A 21,063-nucleotide genomic window follows, 5' to 3' on the forward strand; every position below is an offset into this window, starting at 1 on the left:
GCAATGAGGGGCGGCCGCGCGGGATTCAGGCGCCCGCCGGCCTGCCAACGCGCTTGTACCAAAGCTCGATGAACGACTCCGCGGCGGGCGAAAGCGAATGATCGGCGCGCCGGATCAGGTTGACGTCGCGCGTGACGACGGGCGCTTCGAGCTTGCGCGCGACGAGATCGCGGTGCGGAAACGAGCCGAGCAACATGCCCGGAAAGATCGCGATGCCGAGTCCCGCCTCCGTCATGGCGAGTCCCGTCGTCATATACGACACCTCGTAGTCGATGGACTTGCGCTCACCTAATGCAAAGAGCGTCTCGTCGATCAGGCCGCGAATGCCGCTGCCCGGCTTCACGCCGATCCACGGATAGCCCAGCGCATCGGCCCACGTCACGCGGCGCTTCTTCGCGAGCGGCGAATCCTTGCGGCAGATCGCGCAAAGCCTGTCGCGCGCGAGGCATTGCAGCGTGATGCCTTCGGGTTTGTCGCTGATCGTGCCGATGCTGAACTCCACGTCGCCGGTGAGCGTGGACGCGGTGAGCCGGTCGGGTGCTGCATCGTCGATCGAAATTTCGATGTTCGGATAGAGCGCGCGGTACTCCGCCACGAGGCGCGGCACGATTGCCGCCGCGATGGAAGGTGTGGCGGCGAAACGCAGTTGCCCGCGTTCGCGCCCGGCCAGTTCTTTGACGCTCGACTGGATCGATTCGAGGTCGCGCAGCATGCGCTCGACAGTGGGCAGGATTTCCCGCGCCGCCACGGTGGGCCGCAGCGAGCGCGACGTGCGGTCGAAGAGGCGCATGCCGAGCGCTTCCTCCATTTGCCGGATCAGCACGCTCACGGCCGGCTGCGTGACGAACATCTCGTCGGCGGCGCGCGTGAGCACGCCGAAGCGGCAGACGAGCGTGAAGGCGCGCAGTTGCTTGATGGTCGGTTGCATAAAGTAACTTTATGGAGCCATTGATTTTGTTCGATTGTCTTCATGATCATAGTGCCTTACATTGCATTGCGACAGAGCCGGATGAAGTCGACAACGACCCGCTAAAAGCAGCAATAAAAGCAGGCCAGCCGCGAGCCGGCCGCATGGAGACAGTCGTGAGAGCAATGGATACGCGCATTCGCTGGCGCGGCGCCGTGGCGTCGACGCTCGGAAACGTGCTGGAGTGGTACGACTTCGTCGTATTCGGGTTTCTCTCTATCATCATCGCCAAACAGTTCTTTCCCGGCGACAGCGAATACGCAGCGCTCATGCTGACCACGGCCACTTTTGGCGCGGGGTTTGTCGTGCGGCCGCTCGGCGGCGTGCTGCTCGGCATGTACGCCGACCGCAAGGGCCGCAAGGCGGGCCTGACGCTCGTCATTGCCTTGATGACGCTGGCGGCCGCGATGGTCGCCTTCACACCCGGTTTCCATCAGATCGGACTCGTTGCGCCCGCAATCGTCTTGTGCGCGCGCCTGCTGCAGGGCATATCGGCGGGCGGCGAGTTCGGCACGGCTACGGCCATGCTGATCGAGTACGCGCCCAAGGGGCGGCGCAACCTCTACGGCAGCTGGCAGATGTTCGCCCAGGCGCTGGGCGCGCTGCTGGCCGTGGCGATGGGCAGCGCGCTCACGCACCTCTTCACGCCGCATGCGCTCGAATCATGGGCCTGGCGCATTCCTTTCCTCTTTGGTCTGCTCATTGGACCGGTGGGTTTCTATATCCGCCGCAGTCTGCCTGAGACCGAAGCGTTCGAGCAGATCGAGAAGCGCGTGAAGGCGCCATTTAGCCGCGTGGTGTCGCAATACCCACGCGAGCTTTTTGTGGCCACTGCGCTGAGCGCCGCGCTCAACGTCATGGCTTACGTGATCATCACGTATCTGCCGATTTATTCGGTCCAGAACCTGCACATGCCGGTGACGTTGCCCTTTAACGTGCTCCTCGCGAGCGTGTTGCTGCGCGTGGTCACGATTCCGCTTTTCGGCCATATGGCGGACCGCGTGGGCGGCAACCGCATGATCTGCGGCTCGCTCATCATCTTCCTCGTTGTGCTGTATCCGGCCTATTACTGGATCGTGAGCGCGCCTTCCATCGTTTCGATCATGACGGTCGAACTGCTGTTCGCGTTGCTGATCGGTGCTTCGAATAGCCCGATTCCCACGGCGCTCGCAGCGCTCTTTCCCACCGAAGTGCGCTCCACGGGTCTTGCGATTTCGTACAACATCGGTGCGGCCATTTTCGGCGGATTTTCGCCGTTCGTGCTGACGTGGCTGCTGCACACCACAGGCAACAACATGGCGCCGGCCCACTTCTGCGCGGTGTTCTTCGCGCTTGGCCTCGTTGGCGCATTTATGCTCAAGCGTGAAGCGCCGCATTTGAACGACCTTTCCGCACCTTCGTCCATTTGAGCGGAGCGGCTGAGCCTATGTATGCTCAGCCTCCATCCATAAGATAAGGATGACGAAATGTCATCTTTTCCATTGAACAGGAGAAGCCAGCATGCCCGTGATCGACGTCCATACCCATATCTTCACGCACAAGTGGCTCGATCTGCTCAAGGCGCGCGGCGGCGCCTACAACATTCAAACGCGGCCCGACGGGCAGCAGGAAGTGTTTCGCGGCAACACGCCGGTCGTGATTCCACAGAAGGGCCATTTCGATTTCGATCTGCGCATCGAGCATATGAACGAAGCGGGTATCGATATTTCCGTCGTTTCGCTGACGTGCCCGAACGTATTCTGGGGCGACGAGGCAACGAGCTGCCAGGCGGCACGCGAGACCAACGATACGATTGCCGAGGGTCAGGCCGCTCACCCCGAGCGCATCCGCTGGTTCGCCTCGCTGCCGTGGGAGTATCCGCAACGCGCAGTGCAGGAACTGGAGCGTGCCTGCGCCAACGGCGCGAGCGGCGTGATGGTGCTCGCCAACGTGGCGGGCCGCAGCCTCACGGACCCGATGTTCGCGCCGATCTGGGCCGAGATCGACCGGCGTGCGCTGCCGGTGCTCGTGCACCCCACCGATCCGCCGGGCGCCGAGCAAATGGACATGACGAAGTTCGATCTGAGCTGGTCGGTGGGCTTCATGTTCGATACGACGCTCGCCATCACGCGCATGATCTTCGAAGGCTTCTTCGACCAGTATCCGAACCTCAAGATCATCGCCTCGCATGCGGGCGGGGCGCTGCCGTATCTCGCGGGCCGCTTCGGCAAGGGCGACGACGTGGAAATTCCGCAGCGCCGCCAGATGAAGCGCAAGCCCATCGATTATCTGCGTCACATTTACTACGACTGCATCACGTATAGCCCGGCGTCGCTCGAATTCCTGATTTCGGTGGTGGGCGCGGAGCAGGTGATGTTCGGCACGGACTGGCCGCACCAGGTCCATGACACGCGTGGCGCGTTTGCCAATACGGCGCGTTTGCCGAAGGCGCAAAGCGACGCAGTGCGCGGCAGTAACGCGCTAAAAGTGTTTGGATTCTGAGCGATGGAAACGGCAGGCGCAGCGTTTGCGTTGCGCCTGCGTCCTTCAAAAGCGCGCCTATTCCGCGAAAAGATCCGGCCCGAAGACCTCGTAGTGAATGCGGGCTTCGTGAACGCCGAGATTCTTTAGCGCATCGTGCTGCATGCGCATGAAGGGGATGGGCCCGCAAATATAGTAATCGGCGTCCGGTTGCAGAACGGCCTGCTTGATCTGGCCGATATCGACGAAACCCGCGTAGTCGTAATCGCGTCCTTGCACGTCGCCGGGCAGCGGCTCGTTGTAGAAAATCTGGAGCTGGAAGTTGGCATTCGTGGCCGCGGTTTCGCGCAGACGGTCGCGCATGGCATGCACGCCGCTATTGCGCGCGCCATGCACGAACACCACCTTGCGGTTCGGATCCTGAAGCGCCCGCTTGAGCATGCTGATCATCGGCGTGAGACCCACGCCGCCACTGATGAGCACGATAGGCGTATGCGCGTTCACGTCGATATGGAAATTGCCGTAAGGCGCGGCCAGTTTCACTTCGTCGCCCACGTTCACGTGATCGTGCAGCAGATTCGAAACGTAGCCGGCCGGCTGCGGGCCGCCGGCCTCGCGCTTCACGGAAATACGGTAGGTGCGGGCATTGGGCATATCGGAAAGACTATATTGCCGAATCTGCTGCAAGCCGAGCGCCGGCACGTTCACACCGATGCTGATGTACTGGCCGGGCTCGAAGTTCGCGACTGGGCCGCCGTCGGCCGGTTCGAGCACGAACGAGGTGATGACGCTGCTTTCGGGCCGCTTCTCGCGCACGACGAACTCGCGCCAGCCTGTCCAGCCGCCGAGCTTGTCGCCGGAACCTTCATACAGTTCGCTTTCCATGCCCATGAGCACGTCCGCGAGATTGCCGTAGGCCTGCGCCCATGCGGAGATGATGTCCTCCGTGGCCGCATCGCCGAGGACGTCCTTGATCGCGCCTAGCAGATGTTCGCCAACGATAGGGTAGTGCTCGGGCAGCACGCCGAGGCTCGCGTGCTTGTTTGCAATGTTCTTGAGCACGGCTGCGAGGCTCGAAGGGTCTTCGATGTTTTCCGCATACGCGTAGACGGCGCGCGCGAGCGCCTGCTGTTGCTGCCCCTGTTCCTGGTGCGCCATGTTGAACACATTCTTCAGTTCAGGGTGAGCCTCGAAGAGCCGCGTGTAAAAACGCTTGATGATGGCGAAACCGTGGTCGGCGAGCACGGGCGCGGTCGCCTTCACGATGTCCTTCGTTCGCTGCGTGAGCATTGCCGGTTCTCCTTTCTAGGGTGGGGGAAGCGCGCATACTCATTCCAGTCTAGACAATGACAGGCGCAATCGCAGGGTCCAATGGTCAATCGAGAAATGCACTGCGCCGGAAGAAGCGCACTTCTTCCGGCGCAGACTGATGTTCATGCCGCGCTTCAAACGCGGATCGCTCGAGCCGCTAGATGTCTCAGTATCCCTGCACCCAATGCCCCGGAATCCACACCCACTGGTTGCCTTCCCAGCGGTAATGTCCCTTGGCCCAGGCATAGCCCTGCGCAGGGGCGGGCGGCGGTGTCTCGACTCGCGGCGCTGGCTCCGGTGGGTGGGCGGGTTCCACGATGCACGCGGAAAGGAGGGTGGCGCAGGCGACCAGGATAACGGGGTGCAGTAGTTTTATCTTCATGACGGCTTCCTCCACTGATTGAAGTTGTTTGGTTCTCCGAACGGATTGCCGGTCTTGTCGCGCGCCGGCATCTGAGTCCGCGTAAGGCGGCCCGTTTCCGTGTTTATTTGAAACGGTCATGCCCTTATCAACCCCGTAGTCGCATATTTTGTGCCTGCGTCACCAAACAGCGTCGACGCCGTGCGCTGCGGATCGAGCCCGAGGCTCTCTGCGGCCGCGCCCGCGATCAATGCGTCGAGTGAGGCAGTCGGCTTGAGGTCGCGCGATTCGTAAAGGTCCGAGCTACGCAGCCCCGGCCAGTCGGCCTTCACGCGTCCGCCCGCCACGGCGCCGCCCACGAGCATCGCGACAGACGCCTGCCCATGGTCGGTGCCGCCCGTGCCGTTCGCTGCGGCCGTGCGGCCGAACTCGGTTGCAACGAGCACCGTGGTCTTGTCCCACGCAGGGCCGAGGCCGTCGCGCAGCGAGGCAAGCATCGTGTCGAGCGCCTTTAGCTGATTCGCGAGCCGCGCATGCTGCGCGCTGTGTGTGTCCCATCCGCCGGTTTCGATCATGGCGATGCGCGGGCCATCGGGGCGCGAGAGGAAGCCCGCCGCGAGCTTGCCGACGCTCGCGGGGTCCTGGTGCGCGTTCGCATCGCCCGCGAGCCCACGTGCATTCATGGCGGACGTCCAGAGCGAGCGCAGTTGCGGATCGGCTTCGTAGAGCGCCGAAACGCGCGTGAGCAGATCGTCGGAAGCGCTGGGTAGCGCCGAGGGCGCATACGAACTCACTTGCGCTGTGCCGCGCAGTGCGAGCGGCACGGTGGGCGCGAGCGCAATGGCGCTTTCGCGCGAGGCGGGCAGCATCGCGACGAGCCGGTTGAGCCAGCCGTCCTTGACCTGGTAGGGCGCGCGGCCGCCCGTTTCCAGCACGTTCTGACCGTCGAAGTGCGAGCGGTCGCGATAGGGCGATGCGATCGCATGCACGAAGAGCGCCTGCTTCTCGCCGTACATCTGCGCGATCTGTACGAGCGAGGGATGCAGTGCGAACGTGCCGTCGAGTTTCGTGGCACGGTCGACTTCGATGGCGAGCGGGCCGCGCAGCGTCGCGTAGGCAGGCTCCGCGTAGGGCACGACGATGTTGAGTCCGTCGGCCGCGCCGCGCTGGATCACGAACACGAAGCGGCGCTCGGTTTCGACGCTGGCGAATACGATCTGCGGCGCAACGAGCATGGCGCCCGCGCCAGCGGCGGCGACGCTCAGGAAATGGCGGCGGGAAACCATGGCGGTTATCTCCTCAGGAAATCGGGCGAGACGAGCAGCAGGGCGATCGCAGTCGAGGCGCTTTCGGCATGTGCGACTGCGGTGGCCGTGGGCGCGCTGAGCGTGGCGCCCATGAGGGTGTTGCCGAGCGCGCGCGGATCGAGCCGGTCGCCCACGCGCGCCGAGAAACGCTGCGCGACTTCCACGCGGCGCACGAGCGCGTCGGGCGCGGCCCAGCTTGCCGCAATGTCGTCGTAACCGGCGGGCGAGCCCGGCCGCCACACCGGCTGGCCGAGCTGCGTGAGCAGCGGTGCCGCATTCACGTCGCCGGGTTCGCGCCAGCCGAGCCCGCGCATCGACGATACGGTCCATTCCCACGGCGTCTTGAACTTCGCATCGACCGGAGTCCACGCTTGCGGCGCTTCAACCAGTGCGCGATACACGGTGGGCAGGTCGCCGCCGCTTTGCTCGAAGGCGAGCGCGAGGCGCTCGGTGAGCGCGGGCGGCGGGTTGTCGGCGATGAAATGGCGCGCGAGCTGAAACGCGATATGGCGGCTCGTCGCGCTCGCATGCGCGAGCTCGTTGAGGATGGCGAGCGCCTGCTGCTCGCCCGGCTGATCGTAGCGCTTGCCCATCACAGTGCGCGCGCCCGGCTCGTGCAGCGCGGGGCGAAACACGAAGCTGCCCGGCGCTGCCGCATTGGTCACTGCATTGGCCACTGCATTGGCCACTGCATTCGCCATATTCCCAGGCTGCGGGCCACGCACGCCGGCCACGCTCCAGCCCGTGAGCGCGCGCGCGAATTCGGTCACGTCGTCCTGCGTGTAGCCGGTGCGCACGCCGAGCGTGTGCAGTTCCATGATTTCGCGTGCGAGGTTCTCGTTCAGGCCGCGCTTGTGCGCGGGGTCGCGCTGATCGGCGCGCAGCGCGGCGCGGCTGTCGGGGCCCACCGAGCGCGTCTGGTCGAGAAAGAGCTGCATGGCGGGGTGCTGTTCGACGGCGACCAGCATGTCCGCGAAATTGCCGAGCACGTGAGGGCGTATCGCTTCCATTTCGAATGCGCCCGCAATGCCTGCAATCAGCGCCTTGTCGACCGATACGGCGAAGTGGTTCGACCAGAAATGCACGAGGCGCTCGACGAAGGGCGTCTCGGTCTGCAAGGCGCTCGCGAGGCGCGCGTTGACCGCGCTGCGGTAGATGCCCACGCTCTCGCGGCGGATCGCCTGATTGACCGCGCGGCGTGCGGCTTGTTGGGGGTTGGTTTGGCCGTTGCTTTGTCCGTTCGTTTCTGACGCCGCGCTTGCCACCGCGTCGCCCGCCATACCTTGCTGGCGTTCTGCGCCGAAGCGTGCGGCTAGCGCCAGTGCGCCGGGCTCGTTGCGCCATGCGGCGGGCAGCGGTTCGTACGTGGAGAACTGGCCGAGCAGCCATCCTTGAGGATTGGCGGGCGGCGTTTCATCGGCGCGCGCGCCGAGGCCGAAGCGATTCATGGCGATTGCGCCGGCGCGGGCATTCGAAAGGCTTTCCATGCGCGGTCCTTGTGCTCGTTCGAGCGTTGCGTATTCCCGTTAAACGGTCATCGCTGCTGGTATCCGTCGCTGGTCCGCCAACTTTTTTACTGCGGGCTGCTTGCCTCGCTTACGGCGTGTTGCGCCTGCTTTTGCTGCTGCGCTGGCAGCCGCCACTGGCCGCGCTTTTCGAGCCCCTCGACGAACTTCACGCGCTCTTCTGGCGTGAGCGTGGCCGCGAAATCGACCACGCCGCTTTCGATTTGCGCGCGCAACGCGGTATCGGCCGTGCGCGTGCGCGTGAGCGCGGCGTCGATGGCGTTGCGGTCGAGTTGGGGGGCTGCGAGCAGGTCGAGCAACTGGCGGCGTCCGTCGTGTGCGTCGCGCGCGTACTGGCGGCCTTCGCGGCGCGAGGACTTGAGCGCCTGCGCGAACTGCTGCTGGCGTTCCGGCGAAAGCTCCTCAGTGGCGAAGCGCAGCGCCACACGCTGCGCGGGTTGCGCCTGCGGCTCGCCGTGCACGGCGAACCAGCGCCACGCACCGCCCGCTATGCCCCCGAGCAGAAAAACGTTCAGGAGTACCGAGCCGACGAGCAGCGTCTTCCATGAGCAGCCGTTCATTCGTCACTCCCTTCGGCGCCGGGGTTGAGGTTCGATTCGCTCCAGTCCGAACTCGTGCCGCCAAAGCTCGTGCTGAGATAAGTCTCGTGCGGCGCTGCGGGCGTCGTACCGCCGAGCACGATAAACGATATCGTCAGCGCGCCCGCAAGCGCACCGGCGAGGCCCACGCCCGCGAAGGCCGCACCCGACCACCAGAATCTGCGGCCGCGGCGTTCGGCGGCGGCAACGGGCTTGACCGGTGCGCCCGCAACGATCTGCTCGAAGAGGGCACGAGAAGGCGGCGTGACCATGTCGCGGGAGAGCCAGCTATCGAGCTCCATGGCTTCGTCGAGCGCCGCGCCCGCTTGCGCGCGATGCGCGCGCGCCCATTCGAGCGCGTCGTTGCGCTCGTGCTGCGGCCAGCGCTGCGGGTCTGCGCCATAAGCGGCAACGAGAGTGTGGAATCGTTCGGGTGTCATACGGAGTCCTTACCGGCGGCTTCGCCGGCCAGTTGTGCGCGCAGGGTGCGCCTGGCGCGCGCCAGCAGGCTTTCGAGTGCGTCCACCGAAATATCCATCAGGCTGGCTGCTTCGAGGTTCGAAAGCTCCTGATAATAAGTGAGCACGAGCGCTTCGCGCTGACGCACCGGCAGCGCCGCGAGTGCGGCGCGCACGCGGTCGTCGCGTGTGCGCGCTTCGATCTGCTGGTCGGGCGAGCCCGCGGGATCGGGTGTCGGCTCGCTCATGGCGTGCACGTCTTCTACGGTCTCTTCGCGGCGGCCGCGCAAGCGGTCGTAGCACAGGTTGAGCGCCACGCGATGCAGCCAGGTGTCGAATTTCGCTTCGCCGGTGCGCCAGGTGGGCGCCTGTTTCCAGATCCGCACGAAAGCTTCCTGTGCGACGTCCTCGGCTTCGCTGTGGTCGCCCAGCATGCGCGTGGCGAGTGCGATGAGGCGCGGCAGCTTGCTCGCGACGAGCGCGCGCACGGCAAGCGGATCGCGCGCGCCGACGCGCGCGACGAGGTCCGCGTCCGGATCGCGTTCGTTCAAGGCCTTCCCGGCCTTGTTGGTTTGCAACGATTGGTCCGCAGGCGAACCCGCTGCCGCGCCGTCATAGTCGTTTCTCAGTTTGAAGTCAGGTATTCACGCCTTATGCCGTTCTATGTCACGTCATGCCGGCGTTATGCCGCTTTTGTGCCGCTTTTATGCCCAATGGCCCGGAATCCATCGCCAGTTCGGGCCGTCCTCGACCCAGTGCCCCGGCACCCAGTTGTAGCCCGAGCGGGCCTCCTCCCAGCGACCGGGTTCCCAGACATACACGCCCCGATCCCAGCGCCAGTGGCCTGTCTGCCACACATAGCCTTCGCGCGGCGGCGGGGCGGCTTCTTCCCGCGGCGGAGGCGGCGGCGAAGTTGGCGCGACGATCACGGGCTGCTGAGGCGGCTCGTTCGGTTCGACGATCACGGCCTGAGCGAGCGCGGCCGTTGCGGTGGAGGCGAGCAGGGCGGCGGCAAACGACGAACGCAGTGGTTTGCGGATCATGATTTCTCTCCCTTGATGCAGAGGGGTCAACAGCCCCATAAGGACTTAAACGGCGCCGCGGGGAAAATCCGTCGCGTGCCGTTTATTCCGCATGCAATTTCCGCGCTCGGCATCGAGCTTACCGATCCGGAAAGCATGTTGCTTGACAACTGCAATTTCCGAACCCGAAAGACTTGCACTAAGGGTTTTTACCTAATATGAACCGCCACAAAATTGTTAAATTTCTGTCTTAGAATGGACACTCTAAATTGACTGCGGCGATGCAGCATAAGTTTTCAAACGTAGGAATGCAGCCGCAAGTCATGCCATCGGGGGTTGGCGCTTTAATTAGTAAGACTAACCAAGGAGCATAAGCTGATGTCTGTTTCCGCACCCGAACAATTCCGCGCAAACTACCAGGCCGGTGTCGCAGCGTTCTTTGCGCTGACGAAGCCCGTTTTCCAGGGCGTGCAGGCCGTGATCGATCTCAACGTCCAGGCCAGCAAGGCTGCCATCGCTGAAAGCGAAGCGACGCTCAAGGGCGCCCTGCAGAGCGGCAATCCCGCCGAGTTTCTGACGCAGCAGATTGGTGCGTCGCAGCAAGCGGCTGCCAAGGCCATGTCGTACGGCCGCCATCTCGTCGATATCGCGACGACGACGCAAAACGAGTTGATTCAAGCCGCCCAGGTGCAGTCGGGCGAGCAGGAGCAACGCTTCAAGGCCTTTTCCGAAGGCCTGACGCAAAACGCGCCCGTCGGCGCGGAGTCCTTCGTCGCGGCCATGAATTCCACGTTCGCAGCCGTGAACAATGCCGCCGAGACGCTGCGCGGCGTGACCCGCCAGGCCATCGAAACGGCTCAAAGCAATTTCCAGAATGTCGCCGCTTCCGTCCAGGAAGCCACGCCGGTTGCCGTCCAGCCGGCTTCCGCGAAGGCGACGAGTCAGGCCAAGGCCTGATTTCCGTTCCTGCCAGCCGGGCAGTACGCCAATACCCGCCTTCGTCGTCGCGACTGAACGACGAGGGCGCGGCATTTGCCGGCTCAGCTTTCAAAACATCGATATATCAGCGTAATTGCAGAGCAGGAGCTCAACATGACTGACATTGTGATCGTTTCGGCCGCACGTACGGCAGTAGGCAAATTCGGCGGCTCGCTCGCGAAGGTGGCGGCGCCTGACCTGGGCGCCATCGTCATCAAGGCCGCGCTCGAGCGCGCGGGTGTGAAGCCCGAGCAGGTGAGCGACGTGATCATGGGTCAGGTGCTGACCGCCGGGTCGGGCCAGAACGTGGCGCGCCAGGCGTCGATCAAGGCGGGCCTGCCCACGGCCGTACCCGCCATGACGATCAACAAGGTGTGCGGCTCGGGCCTGAAGGCCGTGATGCTCGCAGCCAACGCGATCATCGCCGGTGATTCGGACATCGTCGTGGCCGGCGGCCAGGAGAACATGAGCGCCGCGCCGCACGTGCTGCCGGGCTCGCGCGACGGCTTCCGCATGGGCGATGCGAAGCTCATCGACACCATGATCGTCGACGGCCTGTGGGACGTGTACAACCAGTATCACATGGGCGTGACGGCGGAAAACGTCGCGAAGGAATACGGCATCACGCGCGAAGAGCAGGACGCGTTTGCTGCGCTCTCGCAGAACAAGGCTGAGGCTGCGCAGAAGGCCGGCCGCTTCGACGCGGAAATCGTGCCGGTGGCGATTCCCCAGCGCAAGGGCGAGCCGCTGCAGTTCGCAACCGACGAGTTCGTGCGCCACGGCGTGACGGCCGAATCGCTCGCGGGCCTGAAGCCGGCGTTCAACAAGGAAGGTACGGTGACGGCGGCCAACGCCTCCGGCATCAATGACGGCGCGGCAGCGGTCGTGGTGATGTCGGCGAAGAAGGCCGAAGCGCTGGGCCTGAAGCCGCTCGCGCGCATCAAGGCGTACGCCAGCGGCGGCGTCGATCCGAAGATCATGGGCATGGGCCCGGTGCCGGCGTCGAAGCGTGCGCTGGAGCGCGCGGGTTGGTCGGTCAACGACCTCGATCTCATGGAGATCAACGAGGCGTTTGCCGCGCAGGCGCTGGCCGTGAACAAGCAGATGGGCTGGGACACGTCGAAGATCAACGTGAACGGCGGGGCGATTGCGATCGGTCACCCGATCGGCGCGTCGGGCTGCCGGATTCTCGTGACGCTGCTGCACGAAATGCAGCGCCGCGACGCGAAGCGCGGTCTTGCCTCGCTGTGCATCGGCGGCGGCATGGGCGTGGCGCTCGCGCTCGAGCGTGCTTGATCCCGCTTGATCCCGCTTGATCCCGCTTGATCACGATTTCAAGCAAGCAGGGCAGTAAGGAGGTATCAGGCGGATCGTCGCGCATAAGCAGCGGCGATCCGCCTGTAGCAGTAACCACGCGCAATACTAGAAACTGACCAGAAGCCGCGCGGTATTCGCCTTGTCTTCGTCCTGGGTGGAAGGATGAAGCTGGGCAACAGTGTATGTGGCGCCTGCACGCGTAGCGCGTAACGCCACGGTTTGATTGACGCTCAACTCTCGCGGATATATAGGATGACTAATCGTATTGCATTGGTAACAGGTGGTATGGGCGGCCTTGGCGAGGCCATCAGCGTGAAACTGCATGATGCGGGCTATCGCGTCGTCGTGACGCATTCGCCCGATAATGCGGGCGCCAAAGACTGGCTGGCGCGCATGAAGGAGACCGACCGCGAATTCCACGCCTATGGCATGGACGTAGCGGACTACGATTCGTGCCAGCGCGGCGCGAAGAAGATCCAGAGCGAGATCGGCCCCGTCGATATTCTCGTGAACAATGCGGGCATCACGCGCGACATGACGTTCCGCAAGCTCGACAAGGTCAACTGGGACGCCGTGCTGCGCACGAATCTCGACTCGATCTTCAACATTTCGAAGCCGCTGTGCGACAGCATGGTCGAGCGCGCTTGGGGCCGCATCATCAACATTTCGTCGGTGAACGGTTCGAAGGGTTCGGTCGGTCAGACCAACTACGCAGCAGCAAAGGCCGGCATGCACGGCTTCACGAAGTCGCTCGCGCTCGAAGTGGCGCGCAAGGGCGTGACCGTGAACACCATTTCGCCTGGCTATCTCGCCACGAAGATGGTGACCGCCATTCCTCAGGACATTCTCGACACGAAGATCCTGCCGCAGATCCCGATGGGCCGCCTCGGCAACCCGGGTGAAGTCGCGGCGCTCGTGCTGTTCCTGTGTTCGGACGAAGCGGGCTTCGTGACGGGCGCAAATATTCCTATCAACGGCGGCCAGCATATGCAGTAAAGCTATGCTAAACATGTATCGCGCATGAATGATGTCAGGCGAATTTCTTCTGATGGATGCGCGGTGCATGTGGCACCGGAAAAGGATACCGACCGCCGCATGGCAGGGAACGTGTAAAGCGTGACCTGCCATGCGGCGGTTTTGCATGGTGCCGCCAGGTTTGCGGGGCACGAACGCGATGAAGCGTGCCGCTATAATTGGCCACCTCAAACGTGACAACCACGCGTGACCGGAGACCGGCCTTTGTCGAGCATTGCGAAACTGCTGTCCATCCTTGAACTCTTTTCCGAGGCGCGGCCTTTTCTTTCCGCCGAACAGGTGGCGGCCGAACTGCAATGCTCGGTGCCGACCGCTTACCGCTATCTGCGCGAACTCGTCGATACGGGCATGTTGCTGCGCTTCGTGGGCGGTGAATATGGCCTTGGGCCCCGCATCATCACGCTCGACTACCATCTGCGCATTTCCGATCCGCTGTTGAAGGCGGGGCAGCCGGTCATGCGCGAACTGGCGGAGCAATCGGGCTTCGACGCCGTGATGTCGCGCTGGTACGGCAATGAACTCGTGGATACCCACCGGGAATCGCACGACGCCGTTTTCGACCTGCGCTATGGACGTGGCCGTCCGCGCCCGCTCTTTCTCGGCGCGGCACCCAAGGCGATCCTCTCGACGTTTCCCAAGGCGAAGCTCGCCGCGCTGTTCGAGCAGTACCCCGAAGACATCGCCGCGAGCGGACTCGGTGCGTCGCTCGAAGAATTCCGCGCGAGTCTGCTCAAGATCCGCCGCGCCGGCTTCTATCTCTCGAAGGGCGAACTCGAAGCGGGCATGTCCGCCGTCGCTTCGCCGCTCTTTACCGATGCATCGGGCGAAGCCGTGGCCTCGCTCGCGCTCGTCGTACCCGAGCAGCGCCTCGCGTTCTTCAACCTGGACCGCGTGGTCGAGGCCGTGAAGGATGCCGCCGCGCGCATTTCCACGCGCGTGCGTGCATTGATCGAGTCATAAAGCGCTGCTGCGGCGTCACGCCAAGCCCATACGCGCCGCCATCTCCTGCTCCCATATCGCGCGCGGCCGGAATCCCGGCAACGTGCTTGCATGGCGCTCGACTTCGGCTAGCAACGCTGCGTCGGGCAGCGTGAAGTCCACGCTCACGCGCATGGGCTGATCCACGTACCACGGCGTGTCGATAAATATCTCCAGACGGTTGCCTTCCGGATCTCGCGCATAGAACGAGATCGCATTGCCGTGCGTGACCGGAACGATTTCCTCCATCCCTTCCTCCACGAAGCGCCGGTGAAAGTGCTTGAGCGTGGCGAGGCTGTCCGCCTCCAGTGAAATCTGGTTGATCGGATTGAACGGCAACTGCTCGGGTCTGCCGCTCGCCAGCACGATCTGGTGATGCACGCGGGGGTCCCGGCTCAGAAAGACCAGGCTGACCGTGCCGCGCGGCGAGGGCAGCGTGCCGCGGTCCGTTACCGTGAATTCGAGTACCCGCGTATAGAAGTCTTCGACTTTCTCCATGTCGCTCACGAAAAAGCCCATGTGGCTGAGCGTGAGGCCCGTGCGTTTGATGTTCTGCAGAGTCATGCTGTCTCCAGTCGTAGTGATAAACCCTGATAAGAATCAAGTTGTGTGCCGCGTTTTTCGTAGTGTATTCTCAAAATACGATAAACGCAGCAAGAAATGCGCGTCTCGATTCCATGGAAAACTCACTCTTTATCATCGGAGCATCATGAAACTCGCCAGCTTTTCCACTCATGAAGGTTCGTCGTTCGGCGTTGTGCGCGACGGCGCGGTTTTCGACCTCAAGAAGCGCCTTGGTAGCCGCTACGCGGACCTCAAGTCGCTGATCGCAGCCGGCGCGTTTGCCGAAGCCGAACGCGCCGCGAGCGAGGGCAAGGGCGACTATCCGCTCGCTGAAGTCACGCTCGAGCCCGTCATTGCGAATCCGCAGCAGATCTTCTGCGTGGGCCTGAACTACGCGGAGCACGTGAAGGAAACCAACCGCGAGACCACCGAGCAGCCCGTGATCTTCATGCGCCTGCCGGCTTCGCAGGTGGGCGCGGGCGAGCCCATGCTGCGTCCGCGCGAATCCGCGCAATTCGACTACGAAGGCGAGATTGCCGTGATCATCGGCGAGGGCGGGCGGCGCATTGCCGAGGCCGACGCCTGGCGTCATATCGCGGGCTATAGCTGCTACAACGACGGCTCGATTCGCGACTGGCAGCGCCACACGGGCCAATGGGGACCGGGCAAGAACTTCTTCCGCACGGGCGCGTTCGGCCCGTGGATGGTCACGAGCGACGAGATCGAGCCGAACGCGCTGATGACGCTCGTCACGCGCCTGAACGGCCAGGAAGTGCAGCGCGCGACCACGGAGATGCTGATACACGGCATTGCGAAGCAGATCGCGTATCTCTCCACCTTCACGCCGCTTTTCCCCGGCGACGTGATCGTGACCGGCACGCCCGGCGGCGTGGGCGCGAAGCGCAATCCGCCGCTTTTCATGAAGCATGGCGACGTGGTGGAAGTCGAGGTGGATCGCATCGGCACGCTCAGGAATCCCGTCGCGGACGAAGCGTAAGTCGAGGACGCCGCCTGCACGATGCGGGCGGCCAGGTCGTCCACGCAGTGATTCACGCAGTGATTCACGCAGTTGTTCGTGCAGTTATTCACGCAGTTAGCCAGGTATCAGGTGAATGGGATGAAGGATGTCGTAAACAATTCGGTATGCAAAGCAAATCCGGCGCCCGACTTTGACGTCGCGATCATCGGCTTTGGGCCGACCGGCGCGACGCTCGCCAATCTGCTCGCGCTGCGCGGCCTGAAAGTCGTGGTGTTCGAGCGCGACAAGGACGTGTTCCAGTTGCCGCGCGCCGTCCACTTCGACGGCGAATGCATGCGCGTGTTTCAGACTGCCGGCATCGCTCAGACGCTGCTGCCCAACCTCTTCGTCGGGCCCGGCATGAAGTTCCTGAACGCGCGCGGCGAGTTGATGATCGACTGGAGCCGCCCCGGCGGCATTGGTCCGCAAGGCTGGTGCGCAAGTTACAAGTTTCATCAGCCGGATCTCGAGCGGGCGTTGCGCGCGCAACTATGCGCGTGCAGCGTGGCGCAAGTGCGCTTGCGCCACGAGGTGTTCGCGCTCGACGAACGCGACGACCACGTGCGCATCCGCTTCGAGGATACGGCGCAAGGGCGTCTTGCCCACACCACGGCCCGCTACGTGGTGGGTTGCGACGGCGCGCGCTCCACGGTGCGCCGCTTCATCGGCACCGAGCTGGCCGATCTGAAATCGCACGAGCGCTGGGTCGTGGTGGACGTGCTGCTGGAGAGCGAGCGCGCCGATCTCGGCGACTACTCGATCCAGTACTGCGACCCCGCGCGACCGACCACGTACACGCGCGGGCCCCACAACCGCCGCCGCTGGGAAATCATGGTGATGCCGGGCGACGACGAGCGCCGCATCGGCACGGCTGAATGGATCTGGGAACGGCTTGCACGATGGATCACGCCGGAGCACGCGCAACTCGAACGCTCGGCGATCTACACGTTCCATTCGGTGATCGCGCAGGGCTGGCGGCGCGGCAGGCTGCTGATCGCGGGCGACGCCGCGCATCAGACGCCGCCGTTCATGGGGCAGGGGATGGCCGCGGGCATACGCGACGCCTCGAATCTCGCGTGGAAACTCGCCGATGTGATCGACGGCGCGCTGCCCGAAACGCTGCTTGACACTTACGAGAGCGAACGCGAGCCGCACGTGCGCACGTTCATCGAAACGGCGGTGCAGCTAGGCAGCGTGATCCAGGCGACCGATAGCGACGCGGTGGCCGCGCGCGATCGCGAGATGACGGCGGCGATTCGCGAATTCCGCACGCCCCAGCCGCGTTTGGGGCCGGGCTGGCACGCGGGCGCCGGTGGCGGCGAGATCGGACCGCAACCCGTGTTCGAAGACGGCTCGCGCCTCGACGATGCCGTGGGCTATCGCTTCGCGTTGATCGTCGATGAAGCGCTAGTGCCGAGCGCACAGGATGCGCTGACAAATGCCACGCAACGCGCCACGCAACGCGAGCGCGTGGCGATCGTGCCGGCTACACGCGAGCCGCTTCGCGCGTGGCTTGCAGACGCCGGCGCGCGCGCCGTGCTGCTGCGGCCAGACCGCTACGTAGGAGGCGTGGCGCACGATGCCAGCGAGCTGGAAGCGCTGCTCGAACGCGCAGGCGTGGCGCGTGTGCCGCAGCGGCGCGAGACCGCGGTAGCCTGACTGGTTTTTTGAAGCCCAGGCGCAGGACGAAGATCCGCTAGCAGGACCCCAAGCGCCGCCAAGTTCATCAATAAGGAGAGCAAATGGAGACGACACCCTCGCTGCCAGCATCGCATGCCGCAGCGCCAGGCCTGACCCGCGCCCAATGGAAGATGATCCTCATTGCGAGTCTGGGCGGCTCGCTGGAATTCTATGACTTCGTGATTTACGGCTTCTTCGCGCACTCGATCGCCGCGCAGTTCTTTCCGGCAAGCGACCCGCTCGTGAGCATGCTGCTCACGTTTTCGGTGCTCGCCATCGGCTATATCATCCGGCCGCTCGGCGGCATCGTGCTCAGCAGTCTGGGCGATCGCATCGGGCGGCGGCCCGTGTTCGTGGGTTCGATCGTCGTCGTGACGTTCGCGACGATCTGCATCGGCCTGTTGCCCAATTACGCACGCTGGGGCATTGCCGCGCCCATCGCGCTGATCGGCTTGCGCGTGCTGCAAGGCTTTTGCGTGGGCGGTGAAATGCCCGGCGCGATCACCTATGCGGTGGAAGCGGCGCCGCGCCGCGCGGGCCTCGCGGCCGGCGTGATCGTCTGCGCGATCAATACGGGCGTGATGCTTGCGACGATCGTCAATCTCGTCGTGCAGTCCGCGCTCAAGCCTGCCGATGCCGCGAGCTACGGCTGGCGCATTGCGTTCCTCGTGGGCGGCCTGTGCGGGATCGTTTCATACGTGCTGCGCCGCAATCTCGACGAGTCGCCCGAGTTCAAGCAGATGCAAGGCGCCGTGGTGAAGCAGCCGTTTCGCGAGACGCTGCGCCACCATCGCGGCGCGGTGGTGGGCGGCGCACTCTCGATTGCGGTGATGGCGGGCTTCAACGGCGTGCTCTATGGCCACATGCCCGCGTATCTGATCGAGACGTTGAACTATGCCCCGCGCGAGGCCGCGCTCGCACAGAATGCGTACCTGCTCGTGAGTTCGGCGGGGCTGCTCGCGGCTGGCTGGGCCGGCGACTTCGTGCCGCGCCGCTACTTGCTGCGTGTTTCGTGCGTGCTGCTCGCCGCGCTTGCGTGGCCGTTCTATACGGCGCTCGCAGCGCACAGCGTGAACGTGGTTGTGCTGTTCGTGCTCGCCGCGTTGGTGTTCTCGCTCGCCAGCGGCACGTGGGCCGCGGTACTCGCCGACCTCTTTCCGGTTCAGGTGCGCTTTAGCGGCATCGCGCTCGCGTATAACGTTTCGGTGGTCGTGTTCAGCGGCTTTGCGCCGTTGCTCTGCGCGGCCTTCGTGCGCATGAGCGGATCGCCGGCCGCGCCTGCGTGGTATGTGATCGGCTCGGCGCTGATCGCCCTCGCGGCGAACGTGGGGCTGCACGCTACGTCACGGGCGCGGGTGGAGCGCTCGGCCGCCGCGGCATCCACGTGAACGGGCGGCACTGAGTCCGCCCGGTCCTCCGCGTCTTACTTCGGCGATACGTCGATGTCGCCGAAGTATTTGTGCGCGAGCGACGTAACGGTGCCGTCGGCCTCGATCTTCGCGATGGCCGCGTTCAGGCGATCGCGCAATGCCGCGTCGCCCTTGCGGATGCCGAACGCCACACCGCTGCCGAGAATCTTGTCGTCGCGGACGGCCTCGCCCACGAAGGCGAAGCCCTTTCCATCGGGTTGCGAGAGAAAGCCCTTCTGGCCCGCGGGCGCGAGCACGAGCGTCGCGTCCAGACGCCCCGCGCCGAGGTCCGTATAAATCTGGTTTTGGTCCTGGTAAGGCACGACCGTCACGCCGGCCGGCTCCCAGTGCACCTTTGCGTAGGTTTCCTGAATCGACGACTGCAGCACGCCCACGCGCTTGCCCTTGAGCGAAGCGGCGGTAGCGACGAGCCCGCTGTCACTACGCGCGATCAGGCGGCTCGGCACGCGATAGATCACGGTGGTGAAGTCGATGGCCTCGCGGCGCTTTTCGGTGGCGTTCATCGCCGAGTTGATGGCGTCGAACTTGCGGCCCTGGAGCGCAGGAATCAAGCCGTCGAACGACGTTTCGACCCATTTGCAGGTCATGTTGGCCCTGGCGCACACGGCATTGCCAATGTCGATGTCGAAGCCTTGCAGCGTACCGTCCGCGGCCTTGGTTTCGAATGGCGGATACTGCGCCTCGACGCCGAAGCGCAGCAGGTTCGCATCGGCGAACGCCGTTGCCGGGCCGAGCACGCCGTACACGCATGCCAGCGCGAGGAGCGCATTGAGTCGCTTCATGGTGATCTCCTTGCCTATCGGTTCTATCAGTTTCGTTGTGTTTCGAAAGCGGAGCTTCAGTGCACTTTAAATCGCACAAAGGCGGCGCGCGCCTTCGAGCAATGTTTCGTCATCCTTGGCAAAGCTCAAGCGGATGATGCCTTCGTCGGTGCCGTCGGTGTAGAACGCCGAGAGCGGAATCGTCGCCACGCGGGCGTCGCGAATGAGCCGCAGCACGAAGTCGCTGTCGCGCTCGTCGGAGAAAGACCGGAAACGCGCGAGCAGGAAAAAGCTGCCTTCGCTTGGCAGCAGTTCGAACCGCGAGGCTTCCAGCGCGCGCGAAAGCAGGTCGCGCTTGTGCTGGTAGAACGCCGAAAGGCCAAGATAACTTTGCGGTTCGGCCAGCGCCTGGGCGAACGCGTACTGCATGGGCGTGTCAGCGGAAAACACCATGAACTGGTGGACCTTGCGGATCTCGTCCATCAGCGCGGCGGGTGCGAGGCAATAGCCTACGCGCCAGCCCGTGACGTGATACGACTTGCCGAACGACGAAACGATCACGCTGCGCTCGGCAAGCTCGCGGTAGCGTGCCATGCTCCGGTGCGGTGCGCCGTCGAACACCACGTGCTCGTACACCTCGTCGGAGAGAATCACGATGTCGGTGTTGCGCGTGAGCGCCGTGAGCCGCGCGATGTCGTCCTCGCCGAAAATCGTGGCCGTGGGATTGTGCGGCGTGTTCACGATGATCATGCGCGTGCGCGGCGTGATGGCGGCGCTCACCGCGTCCCAGTCCACGCGAAAATGCGGCTGCGCGAGCTTGATCGCCACGGGCGTCGCGCCCTGCAGGCGCACGATGGGCGCATAGCTGTCGAACGCGGGCTCGAAATAGATCACTTCGTCGCCGGGATGCACGAGCGCGCTGATCGTCGAGTACAGGCCTTCGCTCGCGCTCGCGAGCACGGTGACTTCGCTCGACGGGTCGTAGCGCGCGCCATGGAGCGTTTCGAACTTCGCGGCGAGGGCTTCGCGCAAGTCGCCGAGACCCGCCATGGGCGCGTACTGGTTGTGGCCCGCGCGCATGGCGGCGGCCACGTCGTCCACGAGCTTCGCGCTCGGGTCGAAATTCGGCGCGCCTTGCGAAAGGTTCAGCGCCTGATGTTCGGCGGCGAGCTGGCCGATCACCGTGAAAATCGTCGTGCCTACATCGGGCAGCTTCGAGCGGGCCTGAGCGGCGCTCTGCATGGTCGGTCTCCCTTCGGGCGGCGCGCGGCCGCATGACTTGACAGGTGCAAGGCCGCAGAATGCGCGAGCC

21 protein-coding genes are annotated in these 21,063 nt (G+C 64.2%); 9 read left to right on the forward strand and 12 right to left on the reverse strand.

Features of this window, described 5'->3' with window-relative positions; all coding sequences use genetic code 11:
- Positions 1-25 precede the first annotated feature (25 nt).
- Positions 26-928: a LysR substrate-binding domain-containing protein gene (locus VSR72_RS02130; protein WP_342950748.1), complete on the reverse strand. Its 903-nt coding sequence runs from the start codon at positions 926-928 to the stop codon at positions 26-28.
- Positions 929-1,092: 164 nt separating this feature from the next.
- Here VSR72_RS02130 and VSR72_RS02135 point away from each other — a divergent pair, with 164 nt between their 5' ends.
- Complete coding sequence (locus VSR72_RS02135) at positions 1,093-2,376, forward strand: MFS transporter (protein ID WP_342951000.1); 1,284 nt, start codon at positions 1,093-1,095, stop codon at positions 2,374-2,376.
- Between the two features lie 91 nt (positions 2,377-2,467).
- Positions 2,468-3,448 (forward strand): amidohydrolase family protein, encoded by a 981-nt coding sequence (locus VSR72_RS02140; RefSeq protein WP_342950749.1) that lies wholly within the window; start codon positions 2,468-2,470, stop codon positions 3,446-3,448.
- Positions 3,449-3,505: 57 nt separating this feature from the next.
- Here the strand turns inward: VSR72_RS02140 and hmpA are convergent, their stop codons facing one another.
- From hmpA to VSR72_RS02180, 8 genes are all read right to left on the reverse strand, one after another.
- On the reverse strand, positions 3,506-4,717 hold the full coding sequence (hmpA, locus tag VSR72_RS02145) for an NO-inducible flavohemoprotein (protein ID WP_342950750.1): 1,212 nt from the start codon (positions 4,715-4,717) through the stop codon (positions 3,506-3,508).
- Between the two features lie 187 nt (positions 4,718-4,904).
- Positions 4,905-5,120, reverse strand: coding sequence for a YXWGXW repeat-containing protein (locus VSR72_RS02150; protein WP_342950751.1), 216 nt, complete (start codon positions 5,118-5,120; stop codon positions 4,905-4,907).
- Between the two features lie 116 nt (positions 5,121-5,236).
- Complete coding sequence (locus tag VSR72_RS02155) at positions 5,237-6,394, reverse strand: DUF1501 domain-containing protein (RefSeq protein ID WP_342951001.1); 1,158 nt, start codon at positions 6,392-6,394, stop codon at positions 5,237-5,239.
- Positions 6,391-7,893, reverse strand: a complete 1,503-nt coding sequence (locus tag VSR72_RS02160; protein ID WP_342950752.1) for a DUF1800 domain-containing protein — start codon at positions 7,891-7,893, stop codon at positions 6,391-6,393. The genes VSR72_RS02155 and VSR72_RS02160 overlap by 4 nt, the downstream gene beginning before the upstream one ends.
- 86 nt (positions 7,894-7,979) lie before the next feature.
- Positions 7,980-8,492, reverse strand: a complete 513-nt coding sequence (locus VSR72_RS02165; protein WP_342950753.1) for a periplasmic heavy metal sensor — start codon at positions 8,490-8,492, stop codon at positions 7,980-7,982.
- Positions 8,489-8,950, reverse strand: a complete 462-nt coding sequence (locus VSR72_RS02170; protein ID WP_342950754.1) for a hypothetical protein — start codon at positions 8,948-8,950, stop codon at positions 8,489-8,491. The genes VSR72_RS02165 and VSR72_RS02170 overlap by 4 nt, the downstream gene beginning before the upstream one ends.
- Positions 8,947-9,546 (reverse strand): RNA polymerase sigma factor, encoded by a 600-nt coding sequence (locus tag VSR72_RS02175; protein ID WP_342950755.1) that lies wholly within the window; start codon positions 9,544-9,546, stop codon positions 8,947-8,949. The genes VSR72_RS02170 and VSR72_RS02175 overlap by 4 nt, the downstream gene beginning before the upstream one ends.
- Positions 9,547-9,672: 126 nt before the next feature.
- Positions 9,673-10,011: a hypothetical protein gene (locus tag VSR72_RS02180; protein ID WP_342950756.1), complete on the reverse strand. Its 339-nt coding sequence runs from the start codon at positions 10,009-10,011 to the stop codon at positions 9,673-9,675.
- Between the two features lie 357 nt (positions 10,012-10,368).
- On the opposite strand from VSR72_RS02180, the gene phaP reads away from it, so the two are divergent.
- From phaP to VSR72_RS02200, 4 genes are all read left to right on the forward strand, one after another.
- A complete protein-coding gene (gene phaP / locus VSR72_RS02185; RefSeq protein ID WP_342950757.1) occupies positions 10,369-10,947 on the forward strand; it encodes a TIGR01841 family phasin in 579 nt (192 codons plus the stop codon).
- Between the two features lie 135 nt (positions 10,948-11,082).
- On the forward strand, positions 11,083-12,264 hold the full coding sequence (locus tag VSR72_RS02190) for an acetyl-CoA C-acetyltransferase (protein WP_342950758.1): 1,182 nt from the start codon (positions 11,083-11,085) through the stop codon (positions 12,262-12,264).
- A 273-nt stretch (positions 12,265-12,537) separates the two neighbouring features.
- Entirely contained in the window at positions 12,538-13,281 is a 744-nt protein-coding gene (gene phbB / locus VSR72_RS02195; protein ID WP_342950759.1) for an acetoacetyl-CoA reductase, read from the forward strand.
- A gap of 243 nt (positions 13,282-13,524) precedes the next feature.
- Positions 13,525-14,280, forward strand: coding sequence for an IclR family transcriptional regulator (locus tag VSR72_RS02200; RefSeq protein ID WP_342950760.1), 756 nt, complete (start codon positions 13,525-13,527; stop codon positions 14,278-14,280).
- 15 nt (positions 14,281-14,295) lie between these two features.
- Here the strand turns inward: VSR72_RS02200 and VSR72_RS02205 are convergent, their stop codons facing one another.
- The gene (locus VSR72_RS02205) at positions 14,296-14,862 is read right to left on the reverse strand and encodes a VOC family protein (RefSeq protein ID WP_342950761.1); all 567 of its coding nucleotides are present in this window, start codon (positions 14,860-14,862) and stop codon (positions 14,296-14,298) included.
- A gap of 145 nt (positions 14,863-15,007) precedes the next feature.
- Here VSR72_RS02205 and VSR72_RS02210 point away from each other — a divergent pair, with 145 nt between their 5' ends.
- The 3 genes from VSR72_RS02210 to VSR72_RS02220 all read left to right on the forward strand — a co-directional run bounded on the left by VSR72_RS02210 (position 15,008) and on the right by VSR72_RS02220 (position 18,948).
- Complete coding sequence (locus VSR72_RS02210; RefSeq protein WP_342950762.1) at positions 15,008-15,859, forward strand: fumarylacetoacetate hydrolase family protein; 852 nt, start codon at positions 15,008-15,010, stop codon at positions 15,857-15,859.
- Between the two features lie 120 nt (positions 15,860-15,979).
- A complete protein-coding gene (locus tag VSR72_RS02215) occupies positions 15,980-17,539 on the forward strand; it encodes a bifunctional 3-(3-hydroxy-phenyl)propionate/3-hydroxycinnamic acid hydroxylase (protein ID WP_342950763.1) in 1,560 nt (519 codons plus the stop codon).
- Between the two features lie 83 nt (positions 17,540-17,622).
- Positions 17,623-18,948 (forward strand): MFS transporter, encoded by a 1,326-nt coding sequence (locus tag VSR72_RS02220; protein WP_342950764.1) that lies wholly within the window; start codon positions 17,623-17,625, stop codon positions 18,946-18,948.
- A gap of 35 nt (positions 18,949-18,983) precedes the next feature.
- Here the strand turns inward: VSR72_RS02220 and VSR72_RS02225 are convergent, their stop codons facing one another.
- Together VSR72_RS02225 and VSR72_RS02230 are read right to left on the reverse strand one after the other, a co-directional pair.
- A complete protein-coding gene (locus VSR72_RS02225; protein WP_342950765.1) occupies positions 18,984-19,772 on the reverse strand; it encodes an ABC transporter substrate-binding protein in 789 nt (262 codons plus the stop codon).
- A gap of 66 nt (positions 19,773-19,838) precedes the next feature.
- Positions 19,839-20,993 (reverse strand): pyridoxal phosphate-dependent aminotransferase, encoded by a 1,155-nt coding sequence (locus VSR72_RS02230; protein ID WP_342950766.1) that lies wholly within the window; start codon positions 20,991-20,993, stop codon positions 19,839-19,841.
- Between the last annotated feature and the right edge of the window lie 70 nt (positions 20,994-21,063).

This window comes from Paraburkholderia sp. JHI869, assembly GCF_038900775.1.
In the GTDB taxonomy this organism is placed as follows: Bacteria; Pseudomonadota; Gammaproteobacteria; order Burkholderiales; family Burkholderiaceae; genus Paraburkholderia.

Excerpts from the sequence above, each read along its gene's own strand:
- VSR72_RS02230 (WP_342950766.1), bottom strand. The coding sequence starts at position 20,993 with ATGCAGAGCGCCGCTCAGGCCCGCTCGAAGCTGCCCGATGTAGGCACG.
- VSR72_RS02190 (WP_342950758.1), top strand. The coding sequence starts at position 11,083 with ATGACTGACATTGTGATCGTTTCGGCCGCACGTACGGCAGTAGGCAAA.
- VSR72_RS02160 (WP_342950752.1), bottom strand. The coding sequence starts at position 7,893 with ATGGAAAGCCTTTCGAATGCCCGCGCCGGCGCAATCGCCATGAATCGC.
- VSR72_RS02170 (WP_342950754.1), bottom strand. The coding sequence starts at position 8,950 with ATGACACCCGAACGATTCCACACTCTCGTTGCCGCTTATGGCGCAGAC.
- phaP (WP_342950757.1), top strand. The coding sequence starts at position 10,369 with ATGTCTGTTTCCGCACCCGAACAATTCCGCGCAAACTACCAGGCCGGT.
- VSR72_RS02135 (WP_342951000.1), top strand. The coding sequence starts at position 1,093 with ATGGATACGCGCATTCGCTGGCGCGGCGCCGTGGCGTCGACGCTCGGA.
- VSR72_RS02215 (WP_342950763.1), top strand. The coding sequence starts at position 15,980 with ATGAAGGATGTCGTAAACAATTCGGTATGCAAAGCAAATCCGGCGCCC.
- VSR72_RS02225 (WP_342950765.1), bottom strand. The coding sequence starts at position 19,772 with ATGAAGCGACTCAATGCGCTCCTCGCGCTGGCATGCGTGTACGGCGTG.
- VSR72_RS02130 (WP_342950748.1), bottom strand. The coding sequence starts at position 928 with ATGCAACCGACCATCAAGCAACTGCGCGCCTTCACGCTCGTCTGCCGC.
- VSR72_RS02180 (WP_342950756.1), bottom strand. The coding sequence starts at position 10,011 with ATGATCCGCAAACCACTGCGTTCGTCGTTTGCCGCCGCCCTGCTCGCC.
- VSR72_RS02150 (WP_342950751.1), bottom strand. The coding sequence starts at position 5,120 with ATGAAGATAAAACTACTGCACCCCGTTATCCTGGTCGCCTGCGCCACC.
- VSR72_RS02220 (WP_342950764.1), top strand. The coding sequence starts at position 17,623 with ATGGAGACGACACCCTCGCTGCCAGCATCGCATGCCGCAGCGCCAGGC.
- VSR72_RS02210 (WP_342950762.1), top strand. The coding sequence starts at position 15,008 with ATGAAACTCGCCAGCTTTTCCACTCATGAAGGTTCGTCGTTCGGCGTT.
- VSR72_RS02140 (WP_342950749.1), top strand. The coding sequence starts at position 2,468 with ATGCCCGTGATCGACGTCCATACCCATATCTTCACGCACAAGTGGCTC.
- VSR72_RS02165 (WP_342950753.1), bottom strand. The coding sequence starts at position 8,492 with ATGAACGGCTGCTCATGGAAGACGCTGCTCGTCGGCTCGGTACTCCTG.
- VSR72_RS02205 (WP_342950761.1), bottom strand. The coding sequence starts at position 14,862 with ATGACTCTGCAGAACATCAAACGCACGGGCCTCACGCTCAGCCACATG.
- hmpA (WP_342950750.1), bottom strand. The coding sequence starts at position 4,717 with ATGCTCACGCAGCGAACGAAGGACATCGTGAAGGCGACCGCGCCCGTG.
- phbB (WP_342950759.1), top strand. The coding sequence starts at position 12,538 with ATGACTAATCGTATTGCATTGGTAACAGGTGGTATGGGCGGCCTTGGC.